This window comes from Streptomyces sp. ASQP_92, from assembly GCF_025399895.1.
In the GTDB taxonomy this organism is placed as follows: domain Bacteria; phylum Actinomycetota; class Actinomycetes; order Streptomycetales; family Streptomycetaceae; genus Streptomyces.
The window spans coordinates 611,159-634,697 of sequence record NZ_JAODUA010000002.1 but is presented as its reverse complement, the minus strand read 5'-3'; the positions used below and the strand labels follow the sequence as shown (position 1 = coordinate 634,697).

22 protein-coding genes are annotated in these 23,539 nt (G+C 72.6%); 13 read left to right on the top strand and 9 right to left on the bottom strand.

The window, feature by feature from the left end:
- Positions 1-120: 120 nt before the first annotated feature.
- The 4 genes from N4G70_RS08865 to N4G70_RS08850 all read right to left on the bottom strand — a co-directional run bounded on the left by N4G70_RS08865 (position 121) and on the right by N4G70_RS08850 (position 3,586).
- Positions 121-945: a RimK family alpha-L-glutamate ligase gene (locus N4G70_RS08865; protein ID WP_261711940.1), complete on the bottom strand. Its 825-nt coding sequence runs from the start codon at positions 943-945 to the stop codon at positions 121-123.
- The gene (locus tag N4G70_RS08860) at positions 942-1,880 is read right to left on the bottom strand and encodes a RimK family alpha-L-glutamate ligase (RefSeq protein ID WP_261711939.1); all 939 of its coding nucleotides are present in this window, start codon (positions 1,878-1,880) and stop codon (positions 942-944) included. The genes N4G70_RS08865 and N4G70_RS08860 overlap by 4 nt, the downstream gene beginning before the upstream one ends.
- 104 nt (positions 1,881-1,984) lie before the next feature.
- On the bottom strand, positions 1,985-3,004 hold the full coding sequence (locus N4G70_RS08855) for a DUF6397 family protein (protein WP_261711938.1): 1,020 nt from the start codon (positions 3,002-3,004) through the stop codon (positions 1,985-1,987).
- A gap of 168 nt (positions 3,005-3,172) precedes the next feature.
- Positions 3,173-3,586: a roadblock/LC7 domain-containing protein gene (locus N4G70_RS08850; protein ID WP_261711937.1), complete on the bottom strand. Its 414-nt coding sequence runs from the start codon at positions 3,584-3,586 to the stop codon at positions 3,173-3,175.
- 267 nt (positions 3,587-3,853) lie between these two features.
- Here N4G70_RS08850 and N4G70_RS08845 point away from each other — a divergent pair, with 267 nt between their 5' ends.
- Positions 3,854-4,453, top strand: coding sequence for a class I SAM-dependent methyltransferase (locus tag N4G70_RS08845; RefSeq protein ID WP_261711936.1), 600 nt, complete (start codon positions 3,854-3,856; stop codon positions 4,451-4,453).
- On the opposite strand, the gene N4G70_RS08840 is transcribed toward N4G70_RS08845, so the two are convergent.
- Positions 4,423-5,226, bottom strand: coding sequence for an alpha/beta fold hydrolase (locus tag N4G70_RS08840; protein WP_261711935.1), 804 nt, complete (start codon positions 5,224-5,226; stop codon positions 4,423-4,425). The two genes, N4G70_RS08845 and N4G70_RS08840, sit on opposite strands and share 31 nt — an antisense overlap.
- A gap of 183 nt (positions 5,227-5,409) precedes the next feature.
- Here N4G70_RS08840 and N4G70_RS08835 point away from each other — a divergent pair, with 183 nt between their 5' ends.
- From N4G70_RS08835 to N4G70_RS08820, 4 genes are all read left to right on the top strand, one after another.
- Positions 5,410-5,931: a PadR family transcriptional regulator gene (locus tag N4G70_RS08835; protein ID WP_261711934.1), complete on the top strand. Its 522-nt coding sequence runs from the start codon at positions 5,410-5,412 to the stop codon at positions 5,929-5,931.
- 127 nt (positions 5,932-6,058) lie between these two features.
- Positions 6,059-6,325, top strand: a complete 267-nt coding sequence (locus N4G70_RS08830; RefSeq protein WP_261711933.1) for a hypothetical protein — start codon at positions 6,059-6,061, stop codon at positions 6,323-6,325.
- A gap of 422 nt (positions 6,326-6,747) precedes the next feature.
- On the top strand, positions 6,748-7,863 hold the full coding sequence (locus N4G70_RS08825) for a hypothetical protein (RefSeq protein WP_261711932.1): 1,116 nt from the start codon (positions 6,748-6,750) through the stop codon (positions 7,861-7,863).
- Between the two features lie 146 nt (positions 7,864-8,009).
- Complete coding sequence (locus N4G70_RS08820; RefSeq protein ID WP_399034754.1) at positions 8,010-8,525, top strand: SAM-dependent methyltransferase; 516 nt, start codon at positions 8,010-8,012, stop codon at positions 8,523-8,525.
- Positions 8,526-8,812: 287 nt separating this feature from the next.
- On the opposite strand, the gene N4G70_RS08815 is transcribed toward N4G70_RS08820, so the two are convergent.
- The 3 genes from N4G70_RS08815 to N4G70_RS08805 all read right to left on the bottom strand — a co-directional run bounded on the left by N4G70_RS08815 (position 8,813) and on the right by N4G70_RS08805 (position 10,782).
- Positions 8,813-9,355, bottom strand: a complete 543-nt coding sequence (locus N4G70_RS08815) for an MOSC domain-containing protein (RefSeq protein ID WP_261712086.1) — start codon at positions 9,353-9,355, stop codon at positions 8,813-8,815.
- Positions 9,356-9,444: 89 nt separating this feature from the next.
- The gene (locus N4G70_RS08810) at positions 9,445-9,627 is read right to left on the bottom strand and encodes a hypothetical protein (protein ID WP_261711931.1); all 183 of its coding nucleotides are present in this window, start codon (positions 9,625-9,627) and stop codon (positions 9,445-9,447) included.
- A gap of 93 nt (positions 9,628-9,720) precedes the next feature.
- Positions 9,721-10,782 carry a fatty acid desaturase family protein gene (locus N4G70_RS08805; protein ID WP_399034642.1) on the bottom strand — a complete coding sequence of 354 codons (1,062 nt, stop codon included), beginning with the start codon at positions 10,780-10,782 and terminating at the stop codon, positions 9,721-9,723.
- A gap of 258 nt (positions 10,783-11,040) precedes the next feature.
- Between N4G70_RS08805 and N4G70_RS08800 the strand changes: the two genes are divergently transcribed.
- The 3 genes from N4G70_RS08800 to N4G70_RS08790 all read left to right on the top strand — a co-directional run bounded on the left by N4G70_RS08800 (position 11,041) and on the right by N4G70_RS08790 (position 16,673).
- Positions 11,041-13,893, top strand: a complete 2,853-nt coding sequence (locus N4G70_RS08800) for a DEAD/DEAH box helicase (protein WP_261711930.1) — start codon at positions 11,041-11,043, stop codon at positions 13,891-13,893.
- Positions 13,890-15,161 (top strand): SWF or SNF family helicase, encoded by a 1,272-nt coding sequence (locus N4G70_RS08795; protein ID WP_261711929.1) that lies wholly within the window; start codon positions 13,890-13,892, stop codon positions 15,159-15,161. The genes N4G70_RS08800 and N4G70_RS08795 overlap by 4 nt, the downstream gene beginning before the upstream one ends.
- Positions 15,162-15,341: 180 nt before the next feature.
- Positions 15,342-16,673, top strand: coding sequence for an esterase-like activity of phytase family protein (locus N4G70_RS08790; RefSeq protein WP_261711928.1), 1,332 nt, complete (start codon positions 15,342-15,344; stop codon positions 16,671-16,673).
- On the opposite strand, the gene N4G70_RS08785 is transcribed toward N4G70_RS08790, so the two are convergent.
- Positions 16,674-17,165 (bottom strand): hypothetical protein, encoded by a 492-nt coding sequence (locus N4G70_RS08785; RefSeq protein ID WP_261711927.1) that lies wholly within the window; start codon positions 17,163-17,165, stop codon positions 16,674-16,676.
- A gap of 176 nt (positions 17,166-17,341) precedes the next feature.
- On the opposite strand from N4G70_RS08785, the gene N4G70_RS08780 reads away from it, so the two are divergent.
- The 5 genes from N4G70_RS08780 to adh all read left to right on the top strand — a co-directional run bounded on the left by N4G70_RS08780 (position 17,342) and on the right by adh (position 23,453).
- A complete protein-coding gene (locus N4G70_RS08780; RefSeq protein WP_261711925.1) occupies positions 17,342-18,835 on the top strand; it encodes an APC family permease in 1,494 nt (497 codons plus the stop codon).
- Positions 18,832-19,860, top strand: coding sequence for an acetamidase/formamidase family protein (locus N4G70_RS08775; protein WP_261711924.1), 1,029 nt, complete (start codon positions 18,832-18,834; stop codon positions 19,858-19,860). Before N4G70_RS08780 ends, N4G70_RS08775 begins: the two co-directional genes overlap by 4 nt.
- 14 nt (positions 19,861-19,874) lie before the next feature.
- On the top strand, positions 19,875-20,450 hold the full coding sequence (locus tag N4G70_RS08770; protein ID WP_261711923.1) for an N-acetylmuramoyl-L-alanine amidase: 576 nt from the start codon (positions 19,875-19,877) through the stop codon (positions 20,448-20,450).
- Between the two features lie 157 nt (positions 20,451-20,607).
- Positions 20,608-21,873: a GAF domain-containing protein gene (locus N4G70_RS08765; protein ID WP_399034751.1), complete on the top strand. Its 1,266-nt coding sequence runs from the start codon at positions 20,608-20,610 to the stop codon at positions 21,871-21,873.
- A gap of 56 nt (positions 21,874-21,929) precedes the next feature.
- On the top strand, positions 21,930-23,453 hold the full coding sequence (gene adh, locus N4G70_RS08760; RefSeq protein WP_261711922.1) for an aldehyde dehydrogenase: 1,524 nt from the start codon (positions 21,930-21,932) through the stop codon (positions 23,451-23,453).
- Positions 23,454-23,539: the final 86 nt, after the last annotated feature.

Below are 23,539 nucleotides of genomic sequence, written 5' to 3'. Positions count from 1 at the left end.
GAGCGAGGCATCGGGAGGCGGGTCAGGTGCAGGCAGGCGTGCTGAGGCAGGCACACGCGGGTAGGCGTGCCCACGCCCGCGCACGGCGTGCGGCCCCGTCCCCGGGACCGGCCCGGACGGTCAGGCCGCCGCGACCGCCTCGCGGGCCCTGCGCAGCGCCAGGGCGGCGAGGGCCTCGGGGGCTCCCTCCTGGCCCCGAATGCCGGGGAAGGCGTTGATGTCCACGATCAGCGGACCGCCCCGCGCCGTCTCCAGGACATCGACACCGTAGACGTCGAGACGGAAGACCGCGCCCACCTTGACCGCCAACTCGGCCCAGCCGGGCGGCAGTTGGCCCAGCGACAGGGAGCGGGTGGGACCGCGTCCCGCCGGGGAGAGCTCGGAGCGGCGCAGGGCCGCGAAGACCGTGCCGTCGATCACCCAGAGTTTGTGGTCGACCCCGTTGTTCTCCGCGAACTCCTGTGTCACGACGGGCTCTTCCGCCCACTCGTCGGTCAGCTCGGCCAACTGGCGCCGGCTGTCGACCCGGGCCACCAGGTCATGGCGTCTGCTGTGGCGACTCTTCACCACCAGCGGCCCCACCGGCCCCGCTTCGGCCGCGAGCCCGGCCAGCGAGGCATGGGTGCGGGTCACCGAGAACGGCAGGCCCGCCGCCAGGGCCCGCTCCGCCATCGCCGTACGGTCCTGGCACAGGGTGGTCGCCTCCGCCGAGTTGACCACCGGCGCCCCCCGGGACTCCAGCTCCCGGGCCAGCGCGAGGGCTGCGGGCGTGCGCGACTTCAGCAGGTACACGTCCGCCGGTGAGCCCAGAGCGTCGAGCCGGGTCGTCTCCGGGTGGATCGTCTCCACCCGGTGTTCCCGCCCGAGCAGTTCCGTGGTGGCGGCGAGCAGCGGGTGGTCCGGTTCCGGGGTGATCAGCCCTATCGTCGTCAGCTCGTCGCTCACCGGCCCTCGCCCGCCACTGCCGAGGTCCGCACGGGCTGGACGCCGGCGGTCGGCGCGCCACCCCCGAAGGCCTGCTGCGGGATCCGCCCCGCACCCGAGACGAAGGCCGCCGCGGCCACCGCACTGCCCGTGCGGGCCAGTTCGAGCACCGCGCGGGCCACCTTCGCCGCGGCGTCCGGGACCTGGCGGAAGCTCGGGAAGTCATTGACGTCCACGACCACCGGGCCGTCCGGGCCGAGCAGCACGTCCACCCCGTACAGGTCGAGTCCGTAGACCGCGCCGACCTGGTCGACGATGGCGGCCACTTCGGCGGGCAGCGGAACATGCCGCTCCCGGACGCCCCGGTCGGGATGGAGGGGTGAGCGGCGCTCGGTGGCGTACAGCTCGCCCCCGACGCAGTACACCTTCAGGTCGATCCCCGAGTTCGGCACGTACGGCTGGGCGATGAGCATGCCCTCCCCCGCCAGAACGGGCAGCATCGCGGCCAGCCGTTCCGGCGTCGGCACCAGGTGCACGGCCCGCCCCGAGCTTCCGTCGGCGGGCTTCACCACCAGCGGGAACTCCGACTCGGGTATCTCCACGAGCAGTTCGGGCCGGGCCGCCGCATACGTCACCGGCACCGGGAGGCCACGGCTGCGCCCGATGGCCGCGGCCAGTGCCTTGTCCCGCACCCCGCGGATGGACCGGACGTCGTTGACCGTGGTCAGCCCGACGGCGGCGGCGGCCTCCAGGAGCGGGAGCCCCGGGCCACCGGAGACCGTCTTGAGCACCCACGCGTCGTGGCTGCCCGCGCGGACCGCGTCGGATATCCGCAGCAAGGAGCCGCCGGGACGCACCACGTCGACCTGGTGTCCCCAGGCATCGAGTTGGCGGATCACCTCGACGGGCATGCCGTCATGGCGGTAGTGCTCTTCCACCAGGAAGCAGAGCCTCATCGACCTTCCCCGTAATGCCCGGACGTCCGCCGATCCCGTCCGGCGAGCTGTGACGTCACAGGATGTCATGAACCACGCCAAGGTGGCCGCCCACCCCGGCGCACCTACTTTCCCCGTCGTAGCCGCCTCAGCAGACGTGGCCGCATCGGCGCCGCTCGCCGCCGAGCACCCGCCCTCGGATCGGCGCCCTCCTGAGGGACGGGCGCGCGGGGGGCCGCCTGTCGCGGCGGCGCGGCGGACGGCCCGGACCTGCCGAAAGGGCGCGGCACGGAGGATGCCACACGGGCGCCGACGCAGGGCTCCCCGGCCGGATCCGCGATCGGGCGCGGGGCCGGGCACTGGTCCCGGGCGTCCGCGAGGGCCTCCACGAGCCTTAGCCGATACCAGTCGATCTCGTCCGGTTCGTCCGCCAGGACCAGCCGGTCGACCACACCCTGGGCGGTCGCGGAATCCGGGTGGACCCGGAACGTCTCCGGCCGCAGCCGCCTGAGGCAGGCCCGTTCATAGGGATCGGGGACGAGGTCGGCGAGGTGCGCGCCGTCGAGCGCGGAGGCGACGGCGGCGGCCTGTTCCCATTGGTCGTCGGTCTGGCGGGCCAGTATGGCGATCCTGCGGCCGCGCCAGTTCCGCGCCCGCCAGTCCTGGCCGCCGTCGGGGTCCGGGTGGCGTCCGCTGAGCAACTCGGGCTCGCGCAGGGCGAGTTCGACCAGTTCATCGGCCAGGTAGAGCCAGACGACGGCCCGGTAGCGATTGAGGTAGCAGCGCACCGGCGTGAGCCTGCCGGTGCGGGCGAGCTTGGTGAAGCGGCCCGGTGCGATGCCGAGCAGATCGGCGCCCTCGGCGGTGCCGACGGTCCGCACCCGCTCGCGCAGGCCTTCGGGAAAGTCCTCGGCGGCCCGCAATCGGGCCACCTCGCGCGCGGTGACCCGACGGTGGCCGCCGCCGGGATCCGGCACGGTGCGGATGTGGCCGAGCTGAACGGCGAGGTCGAACTCGCCGCGCCTGAGCTCCAGTTCGCGTGCGGCGGCGCCGGGCGCGAGCCTCGGCCCGGCCGGCGCCGCCGCGCTCGCGGCGACGGCCGGCACAACAGCGCTCTGGGTGGTGACGGTGGTGGTGACGGTCATCGGATCCTCCCCCGTGAGGAACGAGTACGCGAGAGACGAATACTCTCGGTGACGACCGTAACCCGCTGTGCCGACATCGTGTGCGGCCTGTGGATAACCCAGCCTGCCCATCCTGTGGACAACTCGGATCGCGGGTGTCGCGCACGCCGACCGCCGGGGTCAGGACGGTCAAAAACCTCCCGCGCCGAAGTTCCCCGGCTGGCGCGCCGCCACCGAAAGGTGCTCCCCCACCCGGTTGACCAACAGGGTCATCTCATAGGCGATCTGGCCGATGTCGGCCTCCGCGGAACTGAGTACGCCCAGACAGCTTCCCTCGCCCGCCGCCGTGACGAACAGGACGCCCTCGTCGAATTCGACCATGGTCTGACGGACTTTGCCGGCCTTGAAATGCAGACCCGAACCCTTCGCCAGACTGTGCAGCCCCGAGGAGACCGCTGCCAGGTGTTCCGCGTCCTCGCGCGCGAGATCGGCGCTGGCCGCGGTCACCAGACCGTCGTTGGACAGCACGATCGCGTGCCGCACGTGCTCGACCCGACGGGTCAGGTCGTCGAGCAGCCAGTCGAGTTCCTTCTTCAGTGCCATATCAGGCCTCCCCGCTCATGCAGTTCCCCGTTTCCCCGTTCTTCTGCCACCCTTCACCACCGGCGCGTCACGGGCAAGCGGTGCCGAACGCCGGGGAGTCGCGCGGCGGGGCGGCCCGGGGCATGGGCCTGCCGGGTCGTGCAGGCGGGCGGCGGGCGCGCGCCCCACGTGCTCGATGAGCCGTGTCCGTGCCCCCTTCCCGCAGGGGCGTTCATGGCTGTCGTGCGGTGAGCACGGCGGAGCCGGCGGGTGAGGGATCATGGCGGGATGGCCGCAGACCACACACACGTTCAGGAATTCTTCGGGGCGCGCGCCGCCGACTGGGACCGCCGGTTCCCCGACGACGGCCCGGCGTATGCCGCAGCCGTCGCGGAGCTCGGCCTTTCGGCGGGCGACGCCGTCCTCGACGCGGGCTGCGGGACAGGCCGCGCCCTGGCCCCCCTGCGGGCCGCCGTCGGCGCGCGGGGCGTGGTCGTCGGCGTGGACCTCACCTCAGAGATGCTCGCCGAGGCCGTCCGGGCCGGACGCGACCGGCATGCCGTCCTGCTGCGCGCGGACGTGGCCCGGCTGCCGTTGCGCCCCGGCTCCCTCGATGTGGTGTTCGGCGCCGGACTGATCTCGCACCTGCCCGAACCGGTAGACAATCTGAGGGAGTTGGCGCGCGTCACGCGCCCGGGCGGCCGCCTCGCCCTGTTCCACCCCATCGGCCGTGCCGCGCTCGCGGCCCGCCAGGGCCGCACGATCACCGACGACGATCTGCGTGCGGAACCCCGGCTGCGGCCCCTGCTCGCATCGGCGGGCTGGCGCCTGCTGTCGTACGCCGACGAGGACGCGCGCTATCTCGCGGTGGCCGTCCGCGAGCCCTGAGCGGCGGGGCCCGAGCCGAGTGCGGCCACTTCCCGTACGAACGCGTCCGGGTTGTCGAACATGACGTTGTGCCCGGCGTCCGGAATCGTCACGATCCGGACGCCGGAGTCGATGAGGCCGGCGCGTCCCGACAGGTCGTCCTCCAGGCCGCCCACCAGGTAGGTCCGGTCGATCTCCCGGGCTCTCATGAGGAGTTCCCGCATCGTCGGCCGCGTACCGCGTACGAGACCGACGGCCGTGCGGTGCAGACCGAGGGGGTCGGCGAGGCGCATGGTCGCCGCCCACAGCGGACCGACGCGCGCGAGCACCGCGGGGAAGCCGCCTCCCCGCACGAACTCCTCCTCCGTGTACGTGGCGATCCCGCTGCTGCCCGCCGTGGGCACCGGCTGCGGATCGAGGTTGGCCTCGGTCAGCAGGAGCCGGGCGACCAGGTCGGGGCGGCGGGCGGCGAGCACGATGGCTACCGCGCCGCCCATGCTGTGCGCCACCAGCTTCGCCCCGGTGACGCCCGCCGCGTCGAGGGCCGCCGCGAGGGCGCCCGCGTGATCCTCCAGGGTGTAACCGAAGTCGGCGGGCCGGTCGCTGATGCCGTGGCCGGGCAGATCGACGAAGAGCTGGCGGCGGCCCGCGAGGGCGGGATGTCCCGCGACGTGCGCGTGATAGACGGCCGACATGGACCCCAGGCCGTGCACATACACGAGCGCGGGACCCGCCCCCTCGCTCTGCGTCCACCGGATCCGGCTGCCGCGCCCATCAAACTCCGCCTGCCGCATGGAATCTCCCCCGTCACTGATCGCTGTCGTCACTGGTGACCGGCCCTCGCCCTCGGCGCCGCCGCCCACTCACCGCGTCCTTCGCGTCCTTCGCGACCTTCGCGTCGCCGAACATACATCGTTGACGTGGTACTACGCCACCGATGTACCTCGCGTTTCGCACGGGTACGGCAGAATGCGGGCATGCTCGAACTCGCCATCCTGGGATTCCTCTACGAAGCACCACTGCACGGCTACGAGCTGCGCAAGCGGATCACCGCGCTCACCGGCCATGTCCGCCCGGTCGGCGAGAGCACGCTCTATCCGGCGATCAAGCGGCTGGAGAAGGCGGGGCTGCTGGCACGCGAGACCCAGCCGGGCGCGGCGGCCGCCCCCCGGCACATGCTGACCTTGACCCCGGGGGGCCGCCGGGACCTCCTGCGACGGCTCGCCGGACCGGACCGCCTGGACATCACCGACGAGAACCGCTGGTTCACCCTGCTCGCGTTTCTGCGCCATCTGCCGGACCGGGACGAACAGGCCGCAGTACTGCGGCGCAGGCTGACCTTCCTCGAAGAACCCGCGAGCTTCTTCTACGACGGTGAACGGCCCATCAGCGCCGAGGAGTTGGACGACCCGTTCCGGCGCGGCATCCTCACGATCGCCCGTGCCACCAGTGCGGCGGAACTCAAGTGGCTTCGTTCGACGCTGCGTTCACTGGAGTAGGCCGAGCCGCGGCGGGTCGCGGCTGCCCTCTATCTACCGAACGAGCTCCAACTCTACGTTGGTCAGGACCGTTTGAGAGAGCGGCATCGGCGCGGTAGGGCCGGGCCGTCGCGGAAAGGTGGTCCTGATGTTCGGGAGATTCCACAAGCCGGCCCGGCCGCGACCGGCCGACGAGCGCCACCACAACATCTTCGAGGCGGCGGCCGCGTATGTGGCGGCGTGCGCGGAGGACGACCAGGACGCGCTCGACGAGGCGGCGGGATGGGTGTCGCCGGAGGCCCTGTCGTTCGGGGTCCGCGAACTGGCCTGCCGAGCGGTGATCGCCCTGGCCCGCGACCGCGACGAGTCGCCGACCGCGGTCGCCCAGGAGCTGATGGGACTACCGACGGCCTGACGAGGACGTCGCGGGACGGCGCCCCGGCGTCAACCGTGCCCGGGTTGCTGATAGATGCTTCCGCGAAGGCGCGCGCACCGTCCCATAACTGATGTTCGCGCCCCTGATGTTCACCGCGAGGACGCCGCCGGCCGCCGAGTCACCCGAGAGATACGGGCCGCCGATCAACCCCGAATGGGCCTTGATGCCCACGAGCGGAACAGCTCGGAGGCGGCCGGCACCCAGCCCATCTCGTTCACCGCGACCTTGCGCGCCTCCGGGCACCGCCATGCCACCACCAACCCGACGGAGCGAGCGGCGGGGACCGGGGTCGGTCGGTACCTGCTCCGGACCTCTCCCGCTGCACCTGCTTGCCCCGGGCTTTCGCCGCGCGCACCTCGGAGTTAAGGTGCGCCGACGAGCGAACCGAAGGGGAGGGTTCCGTGACCGGGACGGACGAGGTCGAAGCGGCCGCAACCGCCGCAGACGAGGCGCTCTATGTGCTGACGGCGGCGCTGCTGACGCCCGCGCAGTTCCCGAGCGTGCTCGGCGACGACTACCCCGAGGCGTGCGCGGCGCTCGGCCTCGGGCCGTACGCCCAGGGTTACGGCCTCGTCCTCGGGCAGGACGGCGCGGGGGCCCGTTGGACGGTGGTCGTCGACGACGTCTCGCTGGTAGCCGTCGCGATCGCGTCCTGGGACTGCGGGATGGAGTACGACCTGTCGCCGGACGACCGCACGGTGGTGGCGGCCCTGCCCGGCTGGCCACTGGAACTGGTCGTCGCGGCCCCCAACGTCCCGGCCCCGCACGACCCCGAGCCGCACCCCGACGGGCCCCGCACGCTCACACCCCCGGACACCAGCGAATGGGGACCGGCCCAGCGCCGACTCGGCGCGGACGCGGTCGCGTTGCAGTGGACGATGTGGCGTGAGCAGTTGGACCCCGACACCTTCGGGCCGCCCGCGGCCGGTGCGGCGCGGGACGAGAGCGGCGCGGCCTCCGAGCACGCGGAGCCGCGCGAGGTGACCGTGGCCCCGTCGAACTCGTCCGGAGCGGGCTCGGGAGAAGTGCCGGAAGAGACAGGCCACGACACCGAGGAGCCCGGCCCGGAAAAGGGTGAGGAGACCGGTGAGTCCGGTGAGTCCGGCAGCAGTGCCGGTGGCGCTGCTTCCCCCGATCGGCACGACGCCGTGGAAAGCGATGCCCTGGAGCACGGCGCGCCGGACGCCGACGACGCCGAGCACGAGCGCCAGCACCCGCACCCGCACCCGCACCCGCACGCCCCCGGTGAGAAGACGGGCGTCCAGCGGGCCCTCGCCGAGTTGCGCGGCTATCTCGATTCCGCTCCCCCGCTCGGGCGCGTACGCTCCGCCTTCGCCCCCGGCGGGGCCCGCACCCTGCGCGCCGACGGGCCCGGCTGGTCCGTGGTGGCCAGGACCGACGACGTGGCGTTCGTCCTCCTCGACGAGTGCCCGGGCGATGTCCACCCGGTGGCGCGGGACGAGGAACTGCCCGCCCTCCTTCGTTCCCTCGAGGCGATGGCGGTGCGGCCGTCGTAAGGCCCTCCGGCTCCGTCGCCCCCGGCACTCGCCATACGTCCGCCCCCGGCCCCGGCCGCTTGGGGACACCGCTCTACGATCGATCCCCGGGGCTTCGGCCAAGCGCCCTGTGAGGCACGGCGGGGGAAGGAACTGGCATGGCGGACATGGGTGTTGGCGGCATGGGGACGAGTGAAGGGAGCACGGCCCTACGGGTGTCGGACCTGGTGTGCCGGCCCGTGGGGCGGGTGATCGGCGGGCGGACCGAGGTCGTCGACGACCACTGGGACCGGGAGACGGCCGTGATCCGCCTGGACGCCGAGCAGTTCGGGCCCGAGGCGCTGTTCGGGCTCGCGGACTTCTCCCACCTCGAAGTGGTCTTCCACTTCGACCGTGTGGCTCCCGAGAAAATCGAGTCCGGAGCCCGACGCCCGCGCGGCAACCCGGACTGGCCGCTGGTGGGGATCTTCGCCCAGCGGGGCAAGAACCGCCCCAACCGCTTGGGAGTCTCGCGCTGCCGGGTCCTCTCGGTCGAGGGGCTCGACGTGCGTGTGGCCGGTCTCGACGCGGTGGACGGCACGCCGGTGCTCGACATCAAGCCGTACCTGGCCGAATTCGGCCCGCGCGGCGAGACGGCCCAGCCGGAATGGTCGGTGGAGCTGATGCGGGAGTACTACGAGTGATGAGGGAGTACTACGAGTGACGCGGGCCGGTGTGGCTGGGCGCCGCGCCTAACCCCCGGCTGCCGTCAAGTAGAGCCCTGGCCGTGGCACAGCCTGGCGTCCTTGAAGCAGCCTCCGGCGGGCCGCGACGCCCAGCCACACCTGCGGGCGCGCCCCCGGGCATGGCGCTCCCGCCGTCGCGAAGGTCACGCCCGTGAGCGCCTCCCCGGCGGCTGGCAGCCGGCAGCGCAGCGCCTGGCGCGCGCCGCCCGCAACTCAAGCGCCCCGCAGCCCAGTTGGGCCCTTCCTCAAACCCGCTCCAGCGGCCGGTGCGGGCCCTCGGGGAGTTCCGCGGTGATGGTGTCGCCGGGGCGGATCACTCCGCCCGCGCGGACCACGCTCATGATTCCGGCCTTGCGCACGATGGCGCCGTCGGCGTCGCGGCCGACGACCTGCTTCAGGAGGCCCTCCTGGAAGGCGTCGATCTGGAGGCAGGGGTTGCGCAGACCGGTGACCTCGACGACCGCCTCCGCACCGATGCGCAGCAGCGTCCCGGTGGGCAGGCCGAGGAGGTCGATGCCCTCCGTCGTCACGTTCTCGCCGAGTTCACCGGCGGTGACCTCGAAGCCCTGCCCGGCGACCTCGTCGAACAGTTCCTGGTGGATCAGATGGACCTGCCGCAGGTTCGGCTGCGTCGGGTCCTGGGCGACCCGGGAGCGGTGCTTGACCGTCACACCCGCGTGCACGTCACCCGCCACGCCCAGACCGGACACCAGCGTGATGCTGTCCCGGTTGGGCTTGGTGAACGAGTACTCCCCGTTGCTGCTGACCGCTCTGACGGTTCCCTCGATGCCGCTCACCACGGAACTCAACTCCCCCTTGGTCGAACCAATGATCGGTCCGAGCCTATCGCGGGAGGCCGGGGCGCCCCCGGGGGCGCCTAGCGGCCGAGTTCCTTGCGGGACACGTGCCGCAGCCTGCGCCGCTGGCTCGGGTCGAGCGCCAGATAGGCCACCAGGGGAACGCCTATCAGGACCAGCAGGGCGAGCCAGAAGCCGATCAGGGGGATCAGAATGAGCCCCGCCACGACTCCTCCGGCGGCGATCATCGCGCGCTTCGACATGTCCGTCGCCTTCCTCTGCGCGGCCCGCGGCCGCTCTTCCTGTCCAGTGAACGCCCGACGGTGCCCGCTGGTTCCAGCTCCTACCACTATGCGTCACTTCCGCAGCGGTGCGCCGACCTCGTGCATGTGCTCCAGTGCCTGGCGGTAGGAGTCGGTCAGCGAGGTCTCCGCGTAGGGGATGCCGAGCGAGGCGCAGTGGGCGCGGACCGCCGACTGGGCGAGCCTGAGGTGCGGGCGCGGCATGTTCGGGAAGAGGTGGTGCTCTATCTGGTAGTTGAGGCCACCCAGGAACCAGTCGGTGAGCGGGCCGCCGCGCACGTTGCGCGAGGTCAGGACCTGGCGCCGCAGATGCCCCCACGCCGAGGCCTCCGGGTCGTCCGGGTCGGGCATCTCCATGCCCTTGTGGTTGGGGGCGAACGTCATGCCGAGGTGCAGGCCGAACAGGGCGTGGTGCACCAGGGCGAAGGCCAGCGCCTTGCCGGGCGACATGACGGTCAGGAGCAGCGTCGCGTAGCCGGCGGTGTGGGCGATCAGGAGGGGTGCCTCCGCGGCCCGCTCCCGGCGCGACTGCCGCTTGAGGTCCTGGAATCCGTACACCTTCAGGGCGATGCCCTCCAGGAGCAGCATCGGGAAGAAGAGCCGCGCCTGGTTGCGGGTGAGCCGGCGGGCGAAGCCTTCGCGCTGCTCGGCCTGGCGCTGGGTCCATACGAGGGCGCCGACGCCGACATCGGGGTCCTTGTCGATGTGGTTGGGGTTGGCGTGGTGGCGGTTGTGCTTGTCGTTCCACCAGGCGTAGCTCATACCGAGGAGGAGGTCGCTGTGGAGCAGGCCGATGAGCCGGCCCGCGCGCTTGCCCCGGGTGATCTGGCCGTGCCCGGCGTCGTGACCGACGAACGCGCTGCGGGCCCAGAACACGGAGAGCGGCAGGGCGAGGGCCAGGGTCCACCAGCTGTCGCCGGTGAACACCATCGCGGCGACCGTCGCCGCTAGCGCGAGGAGGTTGATGACGATGCGCGCCGCGTACCAGCCGACCCGCCGGTCGAGCAGACCCTGCCCCTTCACCGTTCTGAGCAGGGGGGCGAACTCACTGCCCGCCCTCGGTTCGGCGGGGGCGCCGAGCGGCGGGGCGGGCTGCGGCATGGTCGCCTGTGGCATGACGTCTCCGGTGTTGGGTCGTCCCCCGCAGTTCCCTGCGCTGACCTCACCGAACGTACGGATCGGCGCCCTTGACGACCATGGAGTCACCCCCCGGCCCCGGCCGGGGGGTTGCCCCGCGCCCGAAGGTGGTGCTGGCAACACCCACCCCGCGGCGTGTGACGCGGGTCATGGCGCCGAGCCTCCGCGCCGCCGTCTCGTGCTGTACCCTCGGCCGCTCCGGACCGCGTAGTCAAATTTGAGGAATGCGTTCTCGCTGTGCAGAGGCTCCCCGCTCCCACGCCGCCCCAGCTCGCCGAACTCGCCCACTGTTCCGTGACCTTCCTGCCCGCCGACCCCTCCCGCAGGGGCCGAATCGCCTTCTGGCATCCCGACGGCGAAGACCTGCCCACCGCGCTCGGCGTCGTCGAGGACCTGACGGTGGTCGGGCCGGACGCCACACCCCGGGCCGTACGCGCCCTGTGCCTGCCGGTAGGGGACGCGCTGCCCGTCCTCACCCGGACCCGCGCCCTCGCCGGAGCCTCGCGCCCGGCCGCGTTCTGGGGAGCGGCCGCGCTGCTCGCCCTCCAACTCGCCGCACGCGGGCTCCTGTTGCCCGGTCTCACCGCGAGCGACCACGACGCGTGGCGAGTCGGGCCGCTCGGCGCCGACGAGCTCGACAAGGTACGCGAACTGGCCGCCGCGATGCCGCCCGAGGCGCACTGCGTCCCGCTCGACGCAGGGGCGGAGCCGGTGCTCCTCGCCGAACCGGAGCGGCTGCTGCGGTCCTTCCTCGACGCGGTCGCCGACGGCCTCCCCCGTACCCCGGCCGCCGCGCGCGCCACCGGCTCCCCCGCCTTCGCCGCCGAAGCACCCCAACGGCTGCCCGAGCAGCGCACCTGGGCCGCCGAGGTGGCCGCCGGGCACGACGCGGGAGTCCGGATCTCCTTGCGGGTCGAGCTGCCGGGGCTCGCCTCGGCCGATCCGGAGGGCTCGGGGCCGGTGTTCCGGGCCGTGCTCCAGCTTCACAGCGTCAGCGATCCCACCCGGGTCGCGGACGCGGCCGAGGTGTGGGCCGGGTCCGCGTCGGCGACCGCGTTCGGACCGCGGGCCCGGATGGACGCGCTGCTCGCCCTGCGCCGGGCGGCCCGCGCCTGGACGCCGCTGGCCCCGCTGTTGTCCTCCGCCGTGCCGGACGCGGTCGAGCTCGCCGACGAGGAGGCCGCCGAGCTGCTCGGCTCCGCCTCGCGCACACTCGCCGCGATCGGTGTCCGGGTGCACTGGCCCAAAGAGCTCACCGGCAAGCTGACGACACGTGCCGTGATCGGCCCGCAGGAGCGTGGGGCCGAGCGGATCGAGTCCGGCGCGCCCTCGACCCTGTCCGCGGACGCGCTGCTCTCCTTCGACTGGCGGTTCGCGCTGGGCGACACCGAACTGGACCGGCGGGAACTCGACGCACTGGCCGAGGCGAACCGTCCGGTGGTGCGGCTGCGCGACCAGTGGGTGCTGGTGGACCCGGAGGAGGTGCGCCGGGCCCGCGCCTCCCAGGACCGCAAGGTGACGCCCGTCGACGCGCTGGCCGCCGTCCTCACCGGCTCGACGGAGATCGACGGCCGGCGGGTGGACGTGGAGGCCACCGGCTGGCTGGCCCGGCTGCGCGACCGGCTCGCCGACCCCGAGGGCGACCGCGAGCAGCCCATCGCTCAACCCGCTTCTCTCAACGCTCAGTTGAGGGACTATCAGCTGCGCGGCCTCAACTGGCTGGCGGACATGACCTCGCTGGGCCTGGGCGGTTGCCTCGCCGACGACATGGGCCTCGGCAAGACGATCACGCTGATCGCGCTGCATCTGCACCGCCGGAGCGACCCCGCGACCGCCGGCCCCACCCTCGTCATCTGCCCGACCTCCCTCATGGGCAACTGGCAGCGCGAGATCGAGAAGTTCGCGCCCGGCACCCCCGTGCGCCGCTTCCACGCCGCCGCCCGCTCGCTCGACGCCCTGGCCGACGGCGAGTTCGTCCTCACCACGTACGGCACGATGCGTCTGGACGCCGCCAAGCTGGCCGGCGTCCCCTGGGGCATGGTGGTCACCGACGAGGCGCAGCACGTCAAGAACCCCTACTCCGCGACGGCCAGGCAGTTGCGCACCATCGGGGCCCGGGCCCGGGTGGCGCTCAGCGGCACGCCCGTGGAGAACAACCTCTCCGAGCTGTGGGCGATCCTCGACTGGACCACGCCCGGACTGCTGGGCCGGCTCGGCACGTTCCGCACCCGGTACGCGTCCGCCGCCGAGAGCGGCCAGGACCCGGCCGCCGCCGAGCGGCTCTCGCGGCTGGTGCGGCCGTTCCTGCTGCGCCGCCGCAAGTCCGATCCGGGCATCGCCCCCGAGCTGCCGCCGAAGACCGAGACCGACCGGACGGTCTCCCTCACCACGGAGCAGACCGGCCTGTACGAAGCGGTCGTGCGCGAGACGCTCGCCGAGATCTCGGGCGCGGACGGCTTCGAGCGGCGCGGACTCGTCGTCAAGCTGCTGACCGCGCTCAAGCAGATCTGCAACCACCCCGCGCAGTACCTCAAGGAGGACAGCCCCACGATCGCCGGCCGCTCGGGCAAGCTGGAGTTGCTCGACGAACTCCTGGACACCATCCTCGCCGAGGACGGTTCGGTGCTCGTCTTCACGCAGTACGTACGGATGGCCCGGCTCATCGAACAGCATCTGGCGGAGCGCGGTGTGGTGACACGGTTCCTGCACGGCGGGACGCCGGTGGAGCGCCGCGAAGAGATGGTGCGGCACTTCCAGGACGGCCAAGTCCCGGTGTTCCTGCTGTCGTTGAAGGCCGCGGGCACCGGCCTGAACCTCACCCGGGCCGGCCATGTCATCCACTACGACCGCTGGTGGAACCCGGCCGTCGAGGCGCAGGCCACCGACCGCGCCTACCGCATCGGGCAGACCCAGCCGGTCCAGGTGCACCGCCTGATCGCGGAGGGCACCATCGAGGACAGGATCGCCGACATGCTGGTCCGCAAAAGGGAGTTGGCCGACTCGATTCTCGGCTCGGGCGAGTCGGCCCTGACCGAGCTGTCGGATGCCGAGCTGACCGATCTGGTGGCGCTGCGAGGGAGCGGACGATGAGCGACACCTACGACGACGAGCGCACCTTCGAAGCCCTGCCGCCCGCGCAGGGCCGCGGTTTCGCGACGAGCTGGTGGGGCCTGGCGTGGCTGAAGGCGCTGGAGGACACCGCCCTGGACGGGCAGCAGCTCAAGCAGGGGCGCCGGCTGGCCCGCCAGGGCGCGGTCGGCGCGGTCACGGTGCGACCGGGACGGATCACCGCGGTCGTACGGGACCGGGACGGGTCGCAGCACCGCGGCGACGTGCTGCTCCAGGAGCTGGACGACGACGCGTGGGACCGCTTCCTCACGATGGCGGCGGAGCGCGCCGGGCACATCGCGGCGCTGCTCGACCGCGAGATGCCGCCGCACCTGGTGGAGGACGCGGCCGACCACGGCATCGAACTCCTGCCGGTCATCGGCGACTTGGAGCCCGAGTGCACCTGCGAGGCCTGGGACCACTGTCCGCACACCGCGGCGCTCTGCTACCAGGTGGCGCGGCTCCTGGACCAGGATCCCTTCCTGCTGCTCCTGATGCGGGGCCGCGCGGAACGGCCCCTGCTCGACGCCTTGCAGGAGCGCAGCGTCCCGCCGGCCGAGGACGTCGTCGCGGTGCGAGGCGTCTTGGCGGCGGAGGCGTTCGCGGCCAGGGACATCCTGCCTCCGCTCCCCGCGCCGCCACCCGTCCCCCCGGAGCCCGGCGCCCCCGCGCGCCTCGACACCGAGACCGCGCCGGAGCCCGGGATCGACCCGGCTGCGCTGGAGTTCCTCGCGGCGGACACGGCGGCGCGCGCCCACCGCATGCTGACCGATGCGCTGGCATTCGGCCATGAACTCCAGCCTGTCCACGAGCAGTTGACGGTCGATCAGGACACGGTACGGCTCGCCGCCGGGTGTCGGGACGACGGGATCACGGCGCGGCTCGCCGCCGCCTCGGGCCGCCGCCCCGCCGATCTCTCCGTCGCCGTACGCGCCTGGCGGCTCGGCGGGGTGGCGTCGCTCCGTGTCCTGGAGGAGGAGTGGACGCCCGGATCCGAGGACCTGGCCCGCGCCGTCGCCGCGCTCGACCGGGCCTGGGCCGACGGCGAGCGCCCGGCGCTCCACTCCCCCGGCGGCAACCGGTGGACCGCGCCCGGGCGGGGTGCTCAACTGCGGCTGGGTCACGACGGCCGGTGGTGGCCCTACCGCAAGGAGAGGGCCCGTTGGATACCGGCGGGCCCGGCGGACCGGGACCCGGCGGCGGCCCTGGAGGCGGTGCTGGCGCTGCCCGAGGGCGACGAAGGAAGCTGAACCCGGCACCCGGCACCCGGGGCGGAGGCCGGGCCGGGCTTCGCCGCCGCCGCCCGTGACGAGCGCCCGTGGGCGAAGCGGACGCCGTGGCGTCGCCCGGTGTTCACGGTGGGGACGGCGGGCGTTCGCGCCCGCCTCCCAGGCTGGGCCCACGCCCGCCCCGCCCGCCCTGGAGGATTCGTGTCCCCACGCGCCGCCCGACGCACCGCCGTCGCGCTGCCCCTGGCCGTACTGACCGTCGTCGCGCTCACCGGCTCCGCCGTCGGCGCGCCGCGGTTCGAACACCGTCACCGCGATGCGCGGGTCACCAACACCGCGGTCCTCGGGAACATCCCGCTGGGCGGTTTCAGCAACGGCCTCCTCCCCGGCACCGTCGACGACGACCGCGGCATCCACCTGGGCGGCATCGGCAGCGACCTGTTCCCGGCCGAGCGCCAGGGCGAGTTCTGGACCGTCACGGACCGGGGCCCCAACGGCCAGATCAAGGTCGGCAAGACCAAGCGCCGCACCTTCCCGGTGCCCGGCTTCGACCCGGCGATCGTGAAGGTGCGTGTCACCGGAGACACCCTCACCGTCCTCAAGTCCATTCCGATCACGACCCGTTCGGGCGCTCCTGTTACCGGCCTGCCCAATCTGGCGGGCCACGACGAGGCCCCGTACACCTTCGACGCGGCGAAGCCCCTCGCGTACAACCCGAACGGTCTGGACACCGAGGGCATCGTGCGGGCGGCGGACGGCGGTTTCTGGCTGGCGGACGAGTACGGGCCCTCCCTCGTGCACGTCTCCGCGCGCGGCGAGGTGCTCGCGCGGTACGTGCCCAAGGGGCTCGGGCTTTCCGGTGCCGACTATCCGGTGATCGAGGCGCTCCCGGCGATCCTCGCCCAGCGCAAGATCAACCGGGGCTTCGAGGGACTCGCGCAACTTCCGGGTGGCGACCTGGTGTTGGCGGTGCAGAGTCCACTGTCGGTGCCGGACACCGCGGCTGGTGAGGGGTCGCGCAATGTGCGGCTGCTCCGCTTCTCGCCTCGCCACCGGGCGGTCACCGCCGAGTACGCCTACCGCTTCGACCCGGTGGGTGTCGTCGACCCCGGCGAGGACGACCCCTCCGAGCTGAAGATCTCCTCCGTCGTGGCGCTCGGGGACGACCGGCTGCTGGTGGAGGAGCGCACCGACCGGGCCGCCCGGCTCCAGGAGGTGCGGCTGCCCCGTGGCGCCGGACTTCTCGGCAGCCGGTGGGACGCTCCCACCACAAGCCCGTCCTACGAGCAGCTCACCGATCCCGCCGCGAGCGGGGTCCCGGTGCTGCGCAAGAGGCTCGTCGTCGACCTCGGGAAGGTGCCGGGCGTGCCGGGCAAGATCGAGGGCGTGGCGCTCGCGGGCCCCCGCACCCTCGCGTTGATCAACGACAACGACTTCGGCATGACGGACGGCCCGGGCGCCTTCGATCCCTCGGGACGGATCGTCGACAGCGGAGCGCGGACGAAGCTCATCTATCTGCAACTTCCTCGTTAATCATGGCAGTTGGTGAAGCGCGGCGGCCGATTCCAGCCCCCCGGGCAGCAGCGCGGTGGGGAATCCACTGGACCAGTCGGTGGGGAATCCGCTCGGCAGGCCGGTCGGGAACCCGCTGGGCAGCTCCGAGGGCAACTCGGCCGGAAGGGAGGGGAGTTCGGACGGCAGGGCGGTGGGCAGCGAGGAAGGGAAACCGCTCGGCAGGCTCAAGGACGGGGTGGGTGACGGGCTCGCGGTGCCTCCGGGGGCCGGGCTGCCGGGCTGGTCGCCGCCGTCTGCCCTGGTGACCGCGAAGGCGATGGCGGCGAGCGCCGCGACGGCCGCCGCGATCGAGGCGGCGAGCAGGGGGCCCCGGCGCCGTCCCCCGCCGGGCGGCCGAGGCGGCGGGGCCGGCTGCCAGTGGGCGGGCCCGAAGCCGCCTTCCGACGGCGGTCCCGATGCCCGCCCGTGCGGCGGGCCGGGCGGTGTGGGTGGTTGCGGAGGCGTGACCATACCCTCCAGAGTCGGCAAAAAGGGGGCACCTCGCGACCCCTCCGCAGAAGTTCCGTCCATGGGGGAAGGCTCACGCCACCCCGCCCGCACCGGTCGTCCCCTTCCACCTCGCACACCCCGGACCGTACGGTAACTGCCGTACGACGTACGCCTGTTGACCGACCGAGGGAGCGCCGGTGCCGGGGAAATCACGGACGAACGGGGATGTCGGGCTGGCGCGCGACGCCATCGGTCTGCGCGAGGTGCTCTTCCAGAGCGTCACCGCGATGGCTCCCGCGGCGGCCGTCGCCGCGTCCATCCCGGCGGGCGCCGCGTTCGCGGGCGGCAGCCTGCCGCTGTCGGTCCTGGTCGCGCTGGTGGCGTGCCTGTTCACCGCGTCCTGCGTGGCCGAGCTCGCCCAGCACCTGCCCGCCGCGGGCTCGGTCGCCACCTACAGCGCGCGGGGCCTGCACCCGGCCGTGGGGTTCCTGGTCGGCTGGGGCTATGTGTTCGTGGAGGCCCTGGTGCCGCCCCTGCTCCTGCTGCAACTGGGCTTCACCACGGCCGGCACCCTGCACCAGCAATGGTCGTCCTGTCCGGCGGACCTGTGGTGGCCCTGGTCGCTGGCGGGGGCGGTGGTCATCGCTGTCGCGGGCTTCTTCGGGGTGCGGGCCTCGGCGCGGTTCGGCACGGTGCTCGGCGTCTTCGAAGTGCTGGTGTTCGTGACCTTCGCCGTACTGCTGATCGTGGCGGCGGGCTCCGACAACACCCTCTCCGTCTTCGGCACTTCGCACACCGCGCACGGCTTCGGCGGCTTCGGCGGGGTGTTCGCCGGATCCGTCTATACGGTCCTTGCCTTCGCGGGTTTCGAGGCGGCGGCCCCGCTCGCCGAGGAGGCCAGGGATCCCAGGCGCACCATGCGCCGGGCGGTGTTCGGGGCGGCCCTCGCCATCGGGATCGTGTACGTCCTGACCACGTACGCGATGGCCGTCTACTTCGGACCCGACCGGTTCGCGGGCTTCGGGGCGTCCGGCGACGCCTCCTGGGAGGGCGTGGCGCGGGCCTCCTTCGGGCTGTTCTGGGTGATCCTCTTCCTGGCCGTGGTCAACTCGACGGTGGCGAACGCCAACGCCTGCTCCAACGTGTCGACGCGCACGGCCTTCGCACTCGGCCGGATCGGAGTCTTCCCGCGTTCCTTCGCCCGCCTCCATCCACGCCACCGCTCCCCCGTGCCGGGCGTCGCGGCGCAGTTCGTCGTGGCCGTCGCCGCGATGCTGGGGCTCGGCCTGTGGTACGACCCGGTCACGGCGTTCGCCCTGCTCGCCACGGTCATCGTCACCGTGATCATCGGGGTGTACATCGTGGTCGACGTGGCGTGCGCCGGATACTTCCTGCGCCGCCGCCGCGATTTGTTCAGCCCGCTGCGCCATGCCGTGTTCCCCGCGCTCGGCATCGCCGCCTTCGTCCCCGCGCTCCTGACCGCGGCGGGGATCCCCGCGTTCGACTTCGTCGCCGAGCTCACGCCTCCGGTCTCCTACGCCGGACCCGTCGTGGGCGTGTGGATGGCGGCCGGGATCGTCGTCCTAGCGGTCCTGACGCGCCGCCATCCCGAACGGCTGGCGCAGACCGGCCGCGTCCACCTCGTCGATCCCGATGAGGACCCACTGGAGACAGGAGCGGTACCCCGATGAGCCCCGAACCGCGGATCGTGACCGTGCGGCCCAAGGAGAACGAGTACGCGTGGACGTTCGGGGGCGCGGCTCCCCTGGCGCGGATCACGCCCGGGACCGTCCTCGACCTGTACACCGAGGACTGCTTCGCCGGCCGGGTGCGTTCGGAGCGCGATCTGGTGTCCCAGGTCTGCACGTTCCCGTTCCTCAACCCGCAGACCGGGCCCTTCTACGTCGAGGGTGCCGAGCCGGGCGACACGCTCGCCGTGCACTTCGTGTCGATCCGCCCGGCGCGGGACTGGGCCGCGTCCACGACCGTGCCCCTGTTCGGGGCGTTGACCTCCACGCACACGACGGCGACGCTCCAGCCGCCGCTGCCCGAGGTGGTGTGGATGTGGGAGCTCGACCGGGCGCGCGGCACCTGTCTGTTCCGGGCCCGTGACAGCGACATCGAGATCGAGCTGCCGATGGACCCCATGCACGGCACGGTCGGGGTGGCTCCCGCCAACCTCGAGGTGCGCTCCGCGCTGGTTCCCGACGCGCACGGCGGGAACATGGACACTCCCGAGATGCGGGCCGGGGTCACCTGCTATCTGGGGGTGAACGTGGAGGGCGCGCTGTTCAGCCTCGGCGACGGGCACGCCCGTCAGGGGGAGGGCGAGACGTGCGGGGTCGCCGTCGAGTGCGCCATGAACTCGGTGGTCGTGGTGGAGCTCCTCAAGGGTGTCGAAACGCCGTGGCCGCGCATCGAGTCCGACACCCACCTCATGTCCACCGGCTCGGCGCGCCCTCTCGAAGACGCCTTCCGCATCTCGCAGTTGGACCTGGTGCGCTGGCTGGAGCGGGACTACGGCCTGTCCGCGCTCGACGCCTACCAACTGGTGAGCCAGGCGGGTGAGGCCCCGCTTGCCAATGTGTGCGACACCAACTACACCTGTGTCGCCAAGATCCGCAAGGAGTGGCTCCCCCGGCAGGGCGAGCCGCACCGCGGCCTGCACCGCCATCTGCGCGGGCGGTCCGCACAACTCCCGTCGTTCCACGCCTAGTTCAGGGGTGCGTCATGAACCGAAGAAGACTTCTCCAGGGAGCGGCCGCCTCGGTGGTCGCCGGCGCGCTGTTCCCCGCGACCGAGGCGGCCGCGGACGGCTCCACCGACTATCCGGGCGCCCACTGGCTGGCGGCCTCCCCGTCCAACTTCACGGCGTCCACCAGGCCGTCGGCGTACCGGATCGACCGGGTCGTCATCCATGTCACCCAGGAGACGTGGTCGAACACCATCGGCATCTTCCAGAACCCGGCCAAGCAGGTGTCCGCGCACTATGTGACGCGGTCCGCCGACGGCTACATCGCCCAGATGGTCCGGGAGCACGACATCGCCTGGCACGCGGGGAACTGGGACTACAACACCCGCAGCATCGGCATCGAGCACGAGGGCTGGGTGGATCAGCCGGCCTACTTCACCAACGCGCTGTACGAGCGGTCGGCGGCGCTCACCGCCTCCATCTGCGACCGGTACGGCATCCCGAAGGACCGTGAGCACATCCTCGGCCACTACCAGGTCCCCGGCACCGACCACACCGACCCGGGGCCCAACTGGGACTGGGTGCGGTACATCCGGCTGGTCAACTTCGCCTGAGCGGGGGCCGATTCACCCGTCGGCCGCCGGTTCACCAGGCCGAGCGGCTACCGGGGTCACGCCCTCCTTGCCGCACCGCCTCGCACCGACGACGATGGTGGCGGCCCATACGGTGTGCGGGGAGGCCGCGGTGACGGACAGGCGGGACGAGTCCTGGGTGGCTCTGGACGCGGGGGCCGACCCGGCCGAGCGGTGCGGTCAACTCCTGCGCGCACACGAACAGTTCATGGTGGCGGGCCGGGTGGTCCACCCCGTGCGCCCGCTGGTGGCCGCGTCCTGGCAGCGCTCGGCACGGGCCCGGGTCAGTCCGGACGGCGCGGCGTGCGTGGAGCTCGGCGAGGAGGAGCTCGCCGCCTGCCGCGACGCCCATCCGCTCGCCCGCGTCATGCCGCTGATCCGTGAACTGACCGGGGCGTACGCGGGCGACGGCGAACATCTGGTCGCCGTGTGCGACGCGCTGGGCCGGCTCCTGTGGGTGGAGGGGGACCGGCGGACCCGGAACGCGGCCGGACGGATGAACTTCGTGCCCGGCGCCCGGTGGGCCGAATCGGCCGTCGGCACCAACGCGCCCGGCACGGCCCTCGCCGAGGACCGCCCGGTCCAGGTCTTCACGGCCGAACACTTCCGGCGCCCGGTGCAGCGGTGGACCTGCGCGGCGGCTCCCGTACACGACCCCAGGACCGGACGGCTGCTCGGGGCCGTCGACGTGACCGGAGGCGACGGCCTCGCCCACCCGCACAGTCTCGGCTTCGTCCAGGCCGTGGCACGGGCCGCCGAGGCCGAACTCGCCCTGCTCGCACCGCCGTCCGATCACGAAGGCGTCCGTCTCACCGCCCTCGGCAGGGACGAGGCCCTGCTGGTGGCGGACGGCCGCAAGCTGCGCCTGAGCCCGCGCCACAGCGAGATTCTGGTCCTGCTGGCCCACCACCCGGAAGGCCTCGACGGTGACGAACTCCTGGTGGCCCTGTACGAGGACGAGGACGTAAGACCCGTGACGCTGCGCGCCGAACTGTCGCGCCTGCGCGCGGTGTTGGGCCCCGCGCTGCTCGCCTCCCGCCCCTACCGGCTGACCGCGCGCGTGGACGCGGACTTCGACACGGTGGCCCGGCGGCTCGGCTCGGGTGCGGTGGCCGCGGCGATGACGGTATACGGCGGGCCGCTCCTGCCGGGCTCGCAGGCTCCTGCGGTGGCGCGTCTGCGCCGTCGCCTCGCCGACCAACTGCGGGCCGCGCTCATCGCTCGCGCCGATCCCGGCCTCCTCGCCGACTGGGCGTACAGCCCCTGGGGCGAGGAGGACCTGCCGGTGTGGCAGGCTCTGACGGACGCGCTCGCTCCGCCCCAACAGGCGGCGGCGCGCGCCCGGTTGGCGGAACTGACGTCGCAGCAGGCGCTCGCAACGAGCATGCAACGCCGCCACGCCTAGCCTGCGCTCCGTGTGCCGTCCACGGCCGGACGGCGCGGCAGAGGGAGGCCCAGCAGATGACCCGTTACGCAGCGCCCGGCGCCGAGGGTGCGCTCGTCACGTTCCAGTCCCGCTACGACCACTGGATCGGCGGCGCCTATGTGCCGCCCCGGCGCGGCCAGTACTTCGAGAACCCGAGCCCCGTCAACGGCCGCCCCTTCACCGAGATCGCGCGGGGCACCGCCGAGGACGTCGAGCTCGCCCTGGACGCGGCCCACGCGGCGGCGCCCGCCTGGGGACGCACCTCGCCGGAGGCCCGCGCCAACATCCTGCTCAAGATCGCGGACCGGATGGAGGCGCATCTGGAGGAGCTGGCGATCGCCGAGAGCTGGGAGAACGGCAAACCGGTCCGCGAGACGCTGGCCGCCGACATCCCGCTCGCCATCGACCACTTCCGCTACTTCGCGGGAGCGCTGCGCGCCCAGGAGGGTGGGCTCAGCCAGCTCGACGACGACACCGTCGCCTACCACTTCCACGAGCCGCTGGGTGTGGTCGGCCAGATCATCCCGTGGAACTTCCCGATCCTGATGGCGGTCTGGAAACTGGCACCCGCCCTGGCGGCGGGCAACGCGGTGGTCCTCAAACCGGCCGAACAGACCCCGGCCTCCATCCACTTCTGGCTGAGCCTGGTGGGGGACCTCATCCCGCCGGGCGTCGTGAACATCGTCAACGGCTTCGGCGTGGAGGCGGGCAAGCCCCTGGCGTCGAGCCCGCGCGTCGCCAAGATCGCGTTCACCGGCGAGACCACGACGGGGCGGCTGATCATGCAGTACGCCTCGGAGAACATCAAGCCCGTCACCCTGGAGCTGGGCGGCAAGTCGCCGAACATCTTCTTCGACGACGTGTGGGCGCGGGACGACGACTTCCGCGACAAGGCCCTCGAAGGGTTCACGATGTTCGCCCTCAACCAGGGTGAGGTCTGCACCTGCCCGTCCCGCGCCCTGATCCAGCGCGGTCACTACAGCGAGTTCCTGGAGGCGGCGATCGCCCGTACGGAACAGATCGTGCCGGGCCACCCCCTGGACACCGACACCATGATCGGCGCCCAGGCCTCGAACGACCAGCTTCAGAAGATCCTGTCCTACCTGGACATCGGCCAGCAGGAGGGCGCGAAGATCCTCACCGGAGGCCAACGCGTCCACCACGGCGGCGAGTTGGAGGGCGGCTACTACGTCCAGCCCACCATCTTCGAGGGCGACAACCGCATGCGGATCTTCCAGGAGGAGATCTTCGGCCCGGTGGTGGCCGTGACCTCGTTCACCGACTTCGACGACGCGATCGACACGGCGAACGACACGCTGTACGGCCTGGGCGCGGGCGTATGGACCCGCGACATGAACACCGCCTACCGCGCCGGCCGCGCCATCCAGGCGGGCCGCGTCTGGACCAACTGCTACCACGCCTACCCGGCGCACGCCGCGTTCGGCGGCTACAAGCAGTCGGGCATCGGGCGGGAGAACCACCGGATGATGCTGGAGCACTATCAGCAGACGAAGAACATCCTCGTCTCGTACTCGCCGAAGAAGCTCGGCTTCTTCTAGGGGCACGAGAAGGGGGCCTCCCGGCCGCCGCGTGAGGCCGGGAGGGTTTGGCACGTGCACCGGAGTTGAGTTCCGCTACGCCGTGG

Bases quoted from the DNA above. Each gene is read 5' to 3' on its own strand.
- N4G70_RS08860 (WP_261711939.1), bottom strand. From the start codon at position 1,880: ATGAGGCTCTGCTTCCTGGTGGAAGAGCACTACCGCCATGACGGCATG.
- N4G70_RS08855 (WP_261711938.1), bottom strand. From the start codon at position 3,004: ATGACCGTCACCACCACCGTCACCACCCAGAGCGCTGTTGTGCCGGCC.
- N4G70_RS08850 (WP_261711937.1), bottom strand. From the start codon at position 3,586: ATGGCACTGAAGAAGGAACTCGACTGGCTGCTCGACGACCTGACCCGT.
- N4G70_RS08845 (WP_261711936.1), top strand. From the start codon at position 3,854: ATGGCCGCAGACCACACACACGTTCAGGAATTCTTCGGGGCGCGCGCC.
- N4G70_RS08840 (WP_261711935.1), bottom strand. From the start codon at position 5,226: ATGCGGCAGGCGGAGTTTGATGGGCGCGGCAGCCGGATCCGGTGGACG.
- N4G70_RS08835 (WP_261711934.1), top strand. From the start codon at position 5,410: ATGCTCGAACTCGCCATCCTGGGATTCCTCTACGAAGCACCACTGCAC.
- N4G70_RS08830 (WP_261711933.1), top strand. From the start codon at position 6,059: ATGTTCGGGAGATTCCACAAGCCGGCCCGGCCGCGACCGGCCGACGAG.
- N4G70_RS08820 (WP_399034754.1), top strand. From the start codon at position 8,010: ATGGGTGTTGGCGGCATGGGGACGAGTGAAGGGAGCACGGCCCTACGG.
- N4G70_RS08810 (WP_261711931.1), bottom strand. From the start codon at position 9,627: ATGTCGAAGCGCGCGATGATCGCCGCCGGAGGAGTCGTGGCGGGGCTC.
- N4G70_RS08805 (WP_399034642.1), bottom strand. From the start codon at position 10,782: ATGCCACAGGCGACCATGCCGCAGCCCGCCCCGCCGCTCGGCGCCCCC.
- N4G70_RS08795 (WP_261711929.1), top strand. From the start codon at position 13,890: ATGAGCGACACCTACGACGACGAGCGCACCTTCGAAGCCCTGCCGCCC.
- N4G70_RS08785 (WP_261711927.1), bottom strand. From the start codon at position 17,165: ATGGTCACGCCTCCGCAACCACCCACACCGCCCGGCCCGCCGCACGGG.
- N4G70_RS08775 (WP_261711924.1), top strand. From the start codon at position 18,832: ATGAGCCCCGAACCGCGGATCGTGACCGTGCGGCCCAAGGAGAACGAG.
- N4G70_RS08770 (WP_261711923.1), top strand. From the start codon at position 19,875: ATGAACCGAAGAAGACTTCTCCAGGGAGCGGCCGCCTCGGTGGTCGCC.
- adh (WP_261711922.1), top strand. From the start codon at position 21,930: ATGACCCGTTACGCAGCGCCCGGCGCCGAGGGTGCGCTCGTCACGTTC.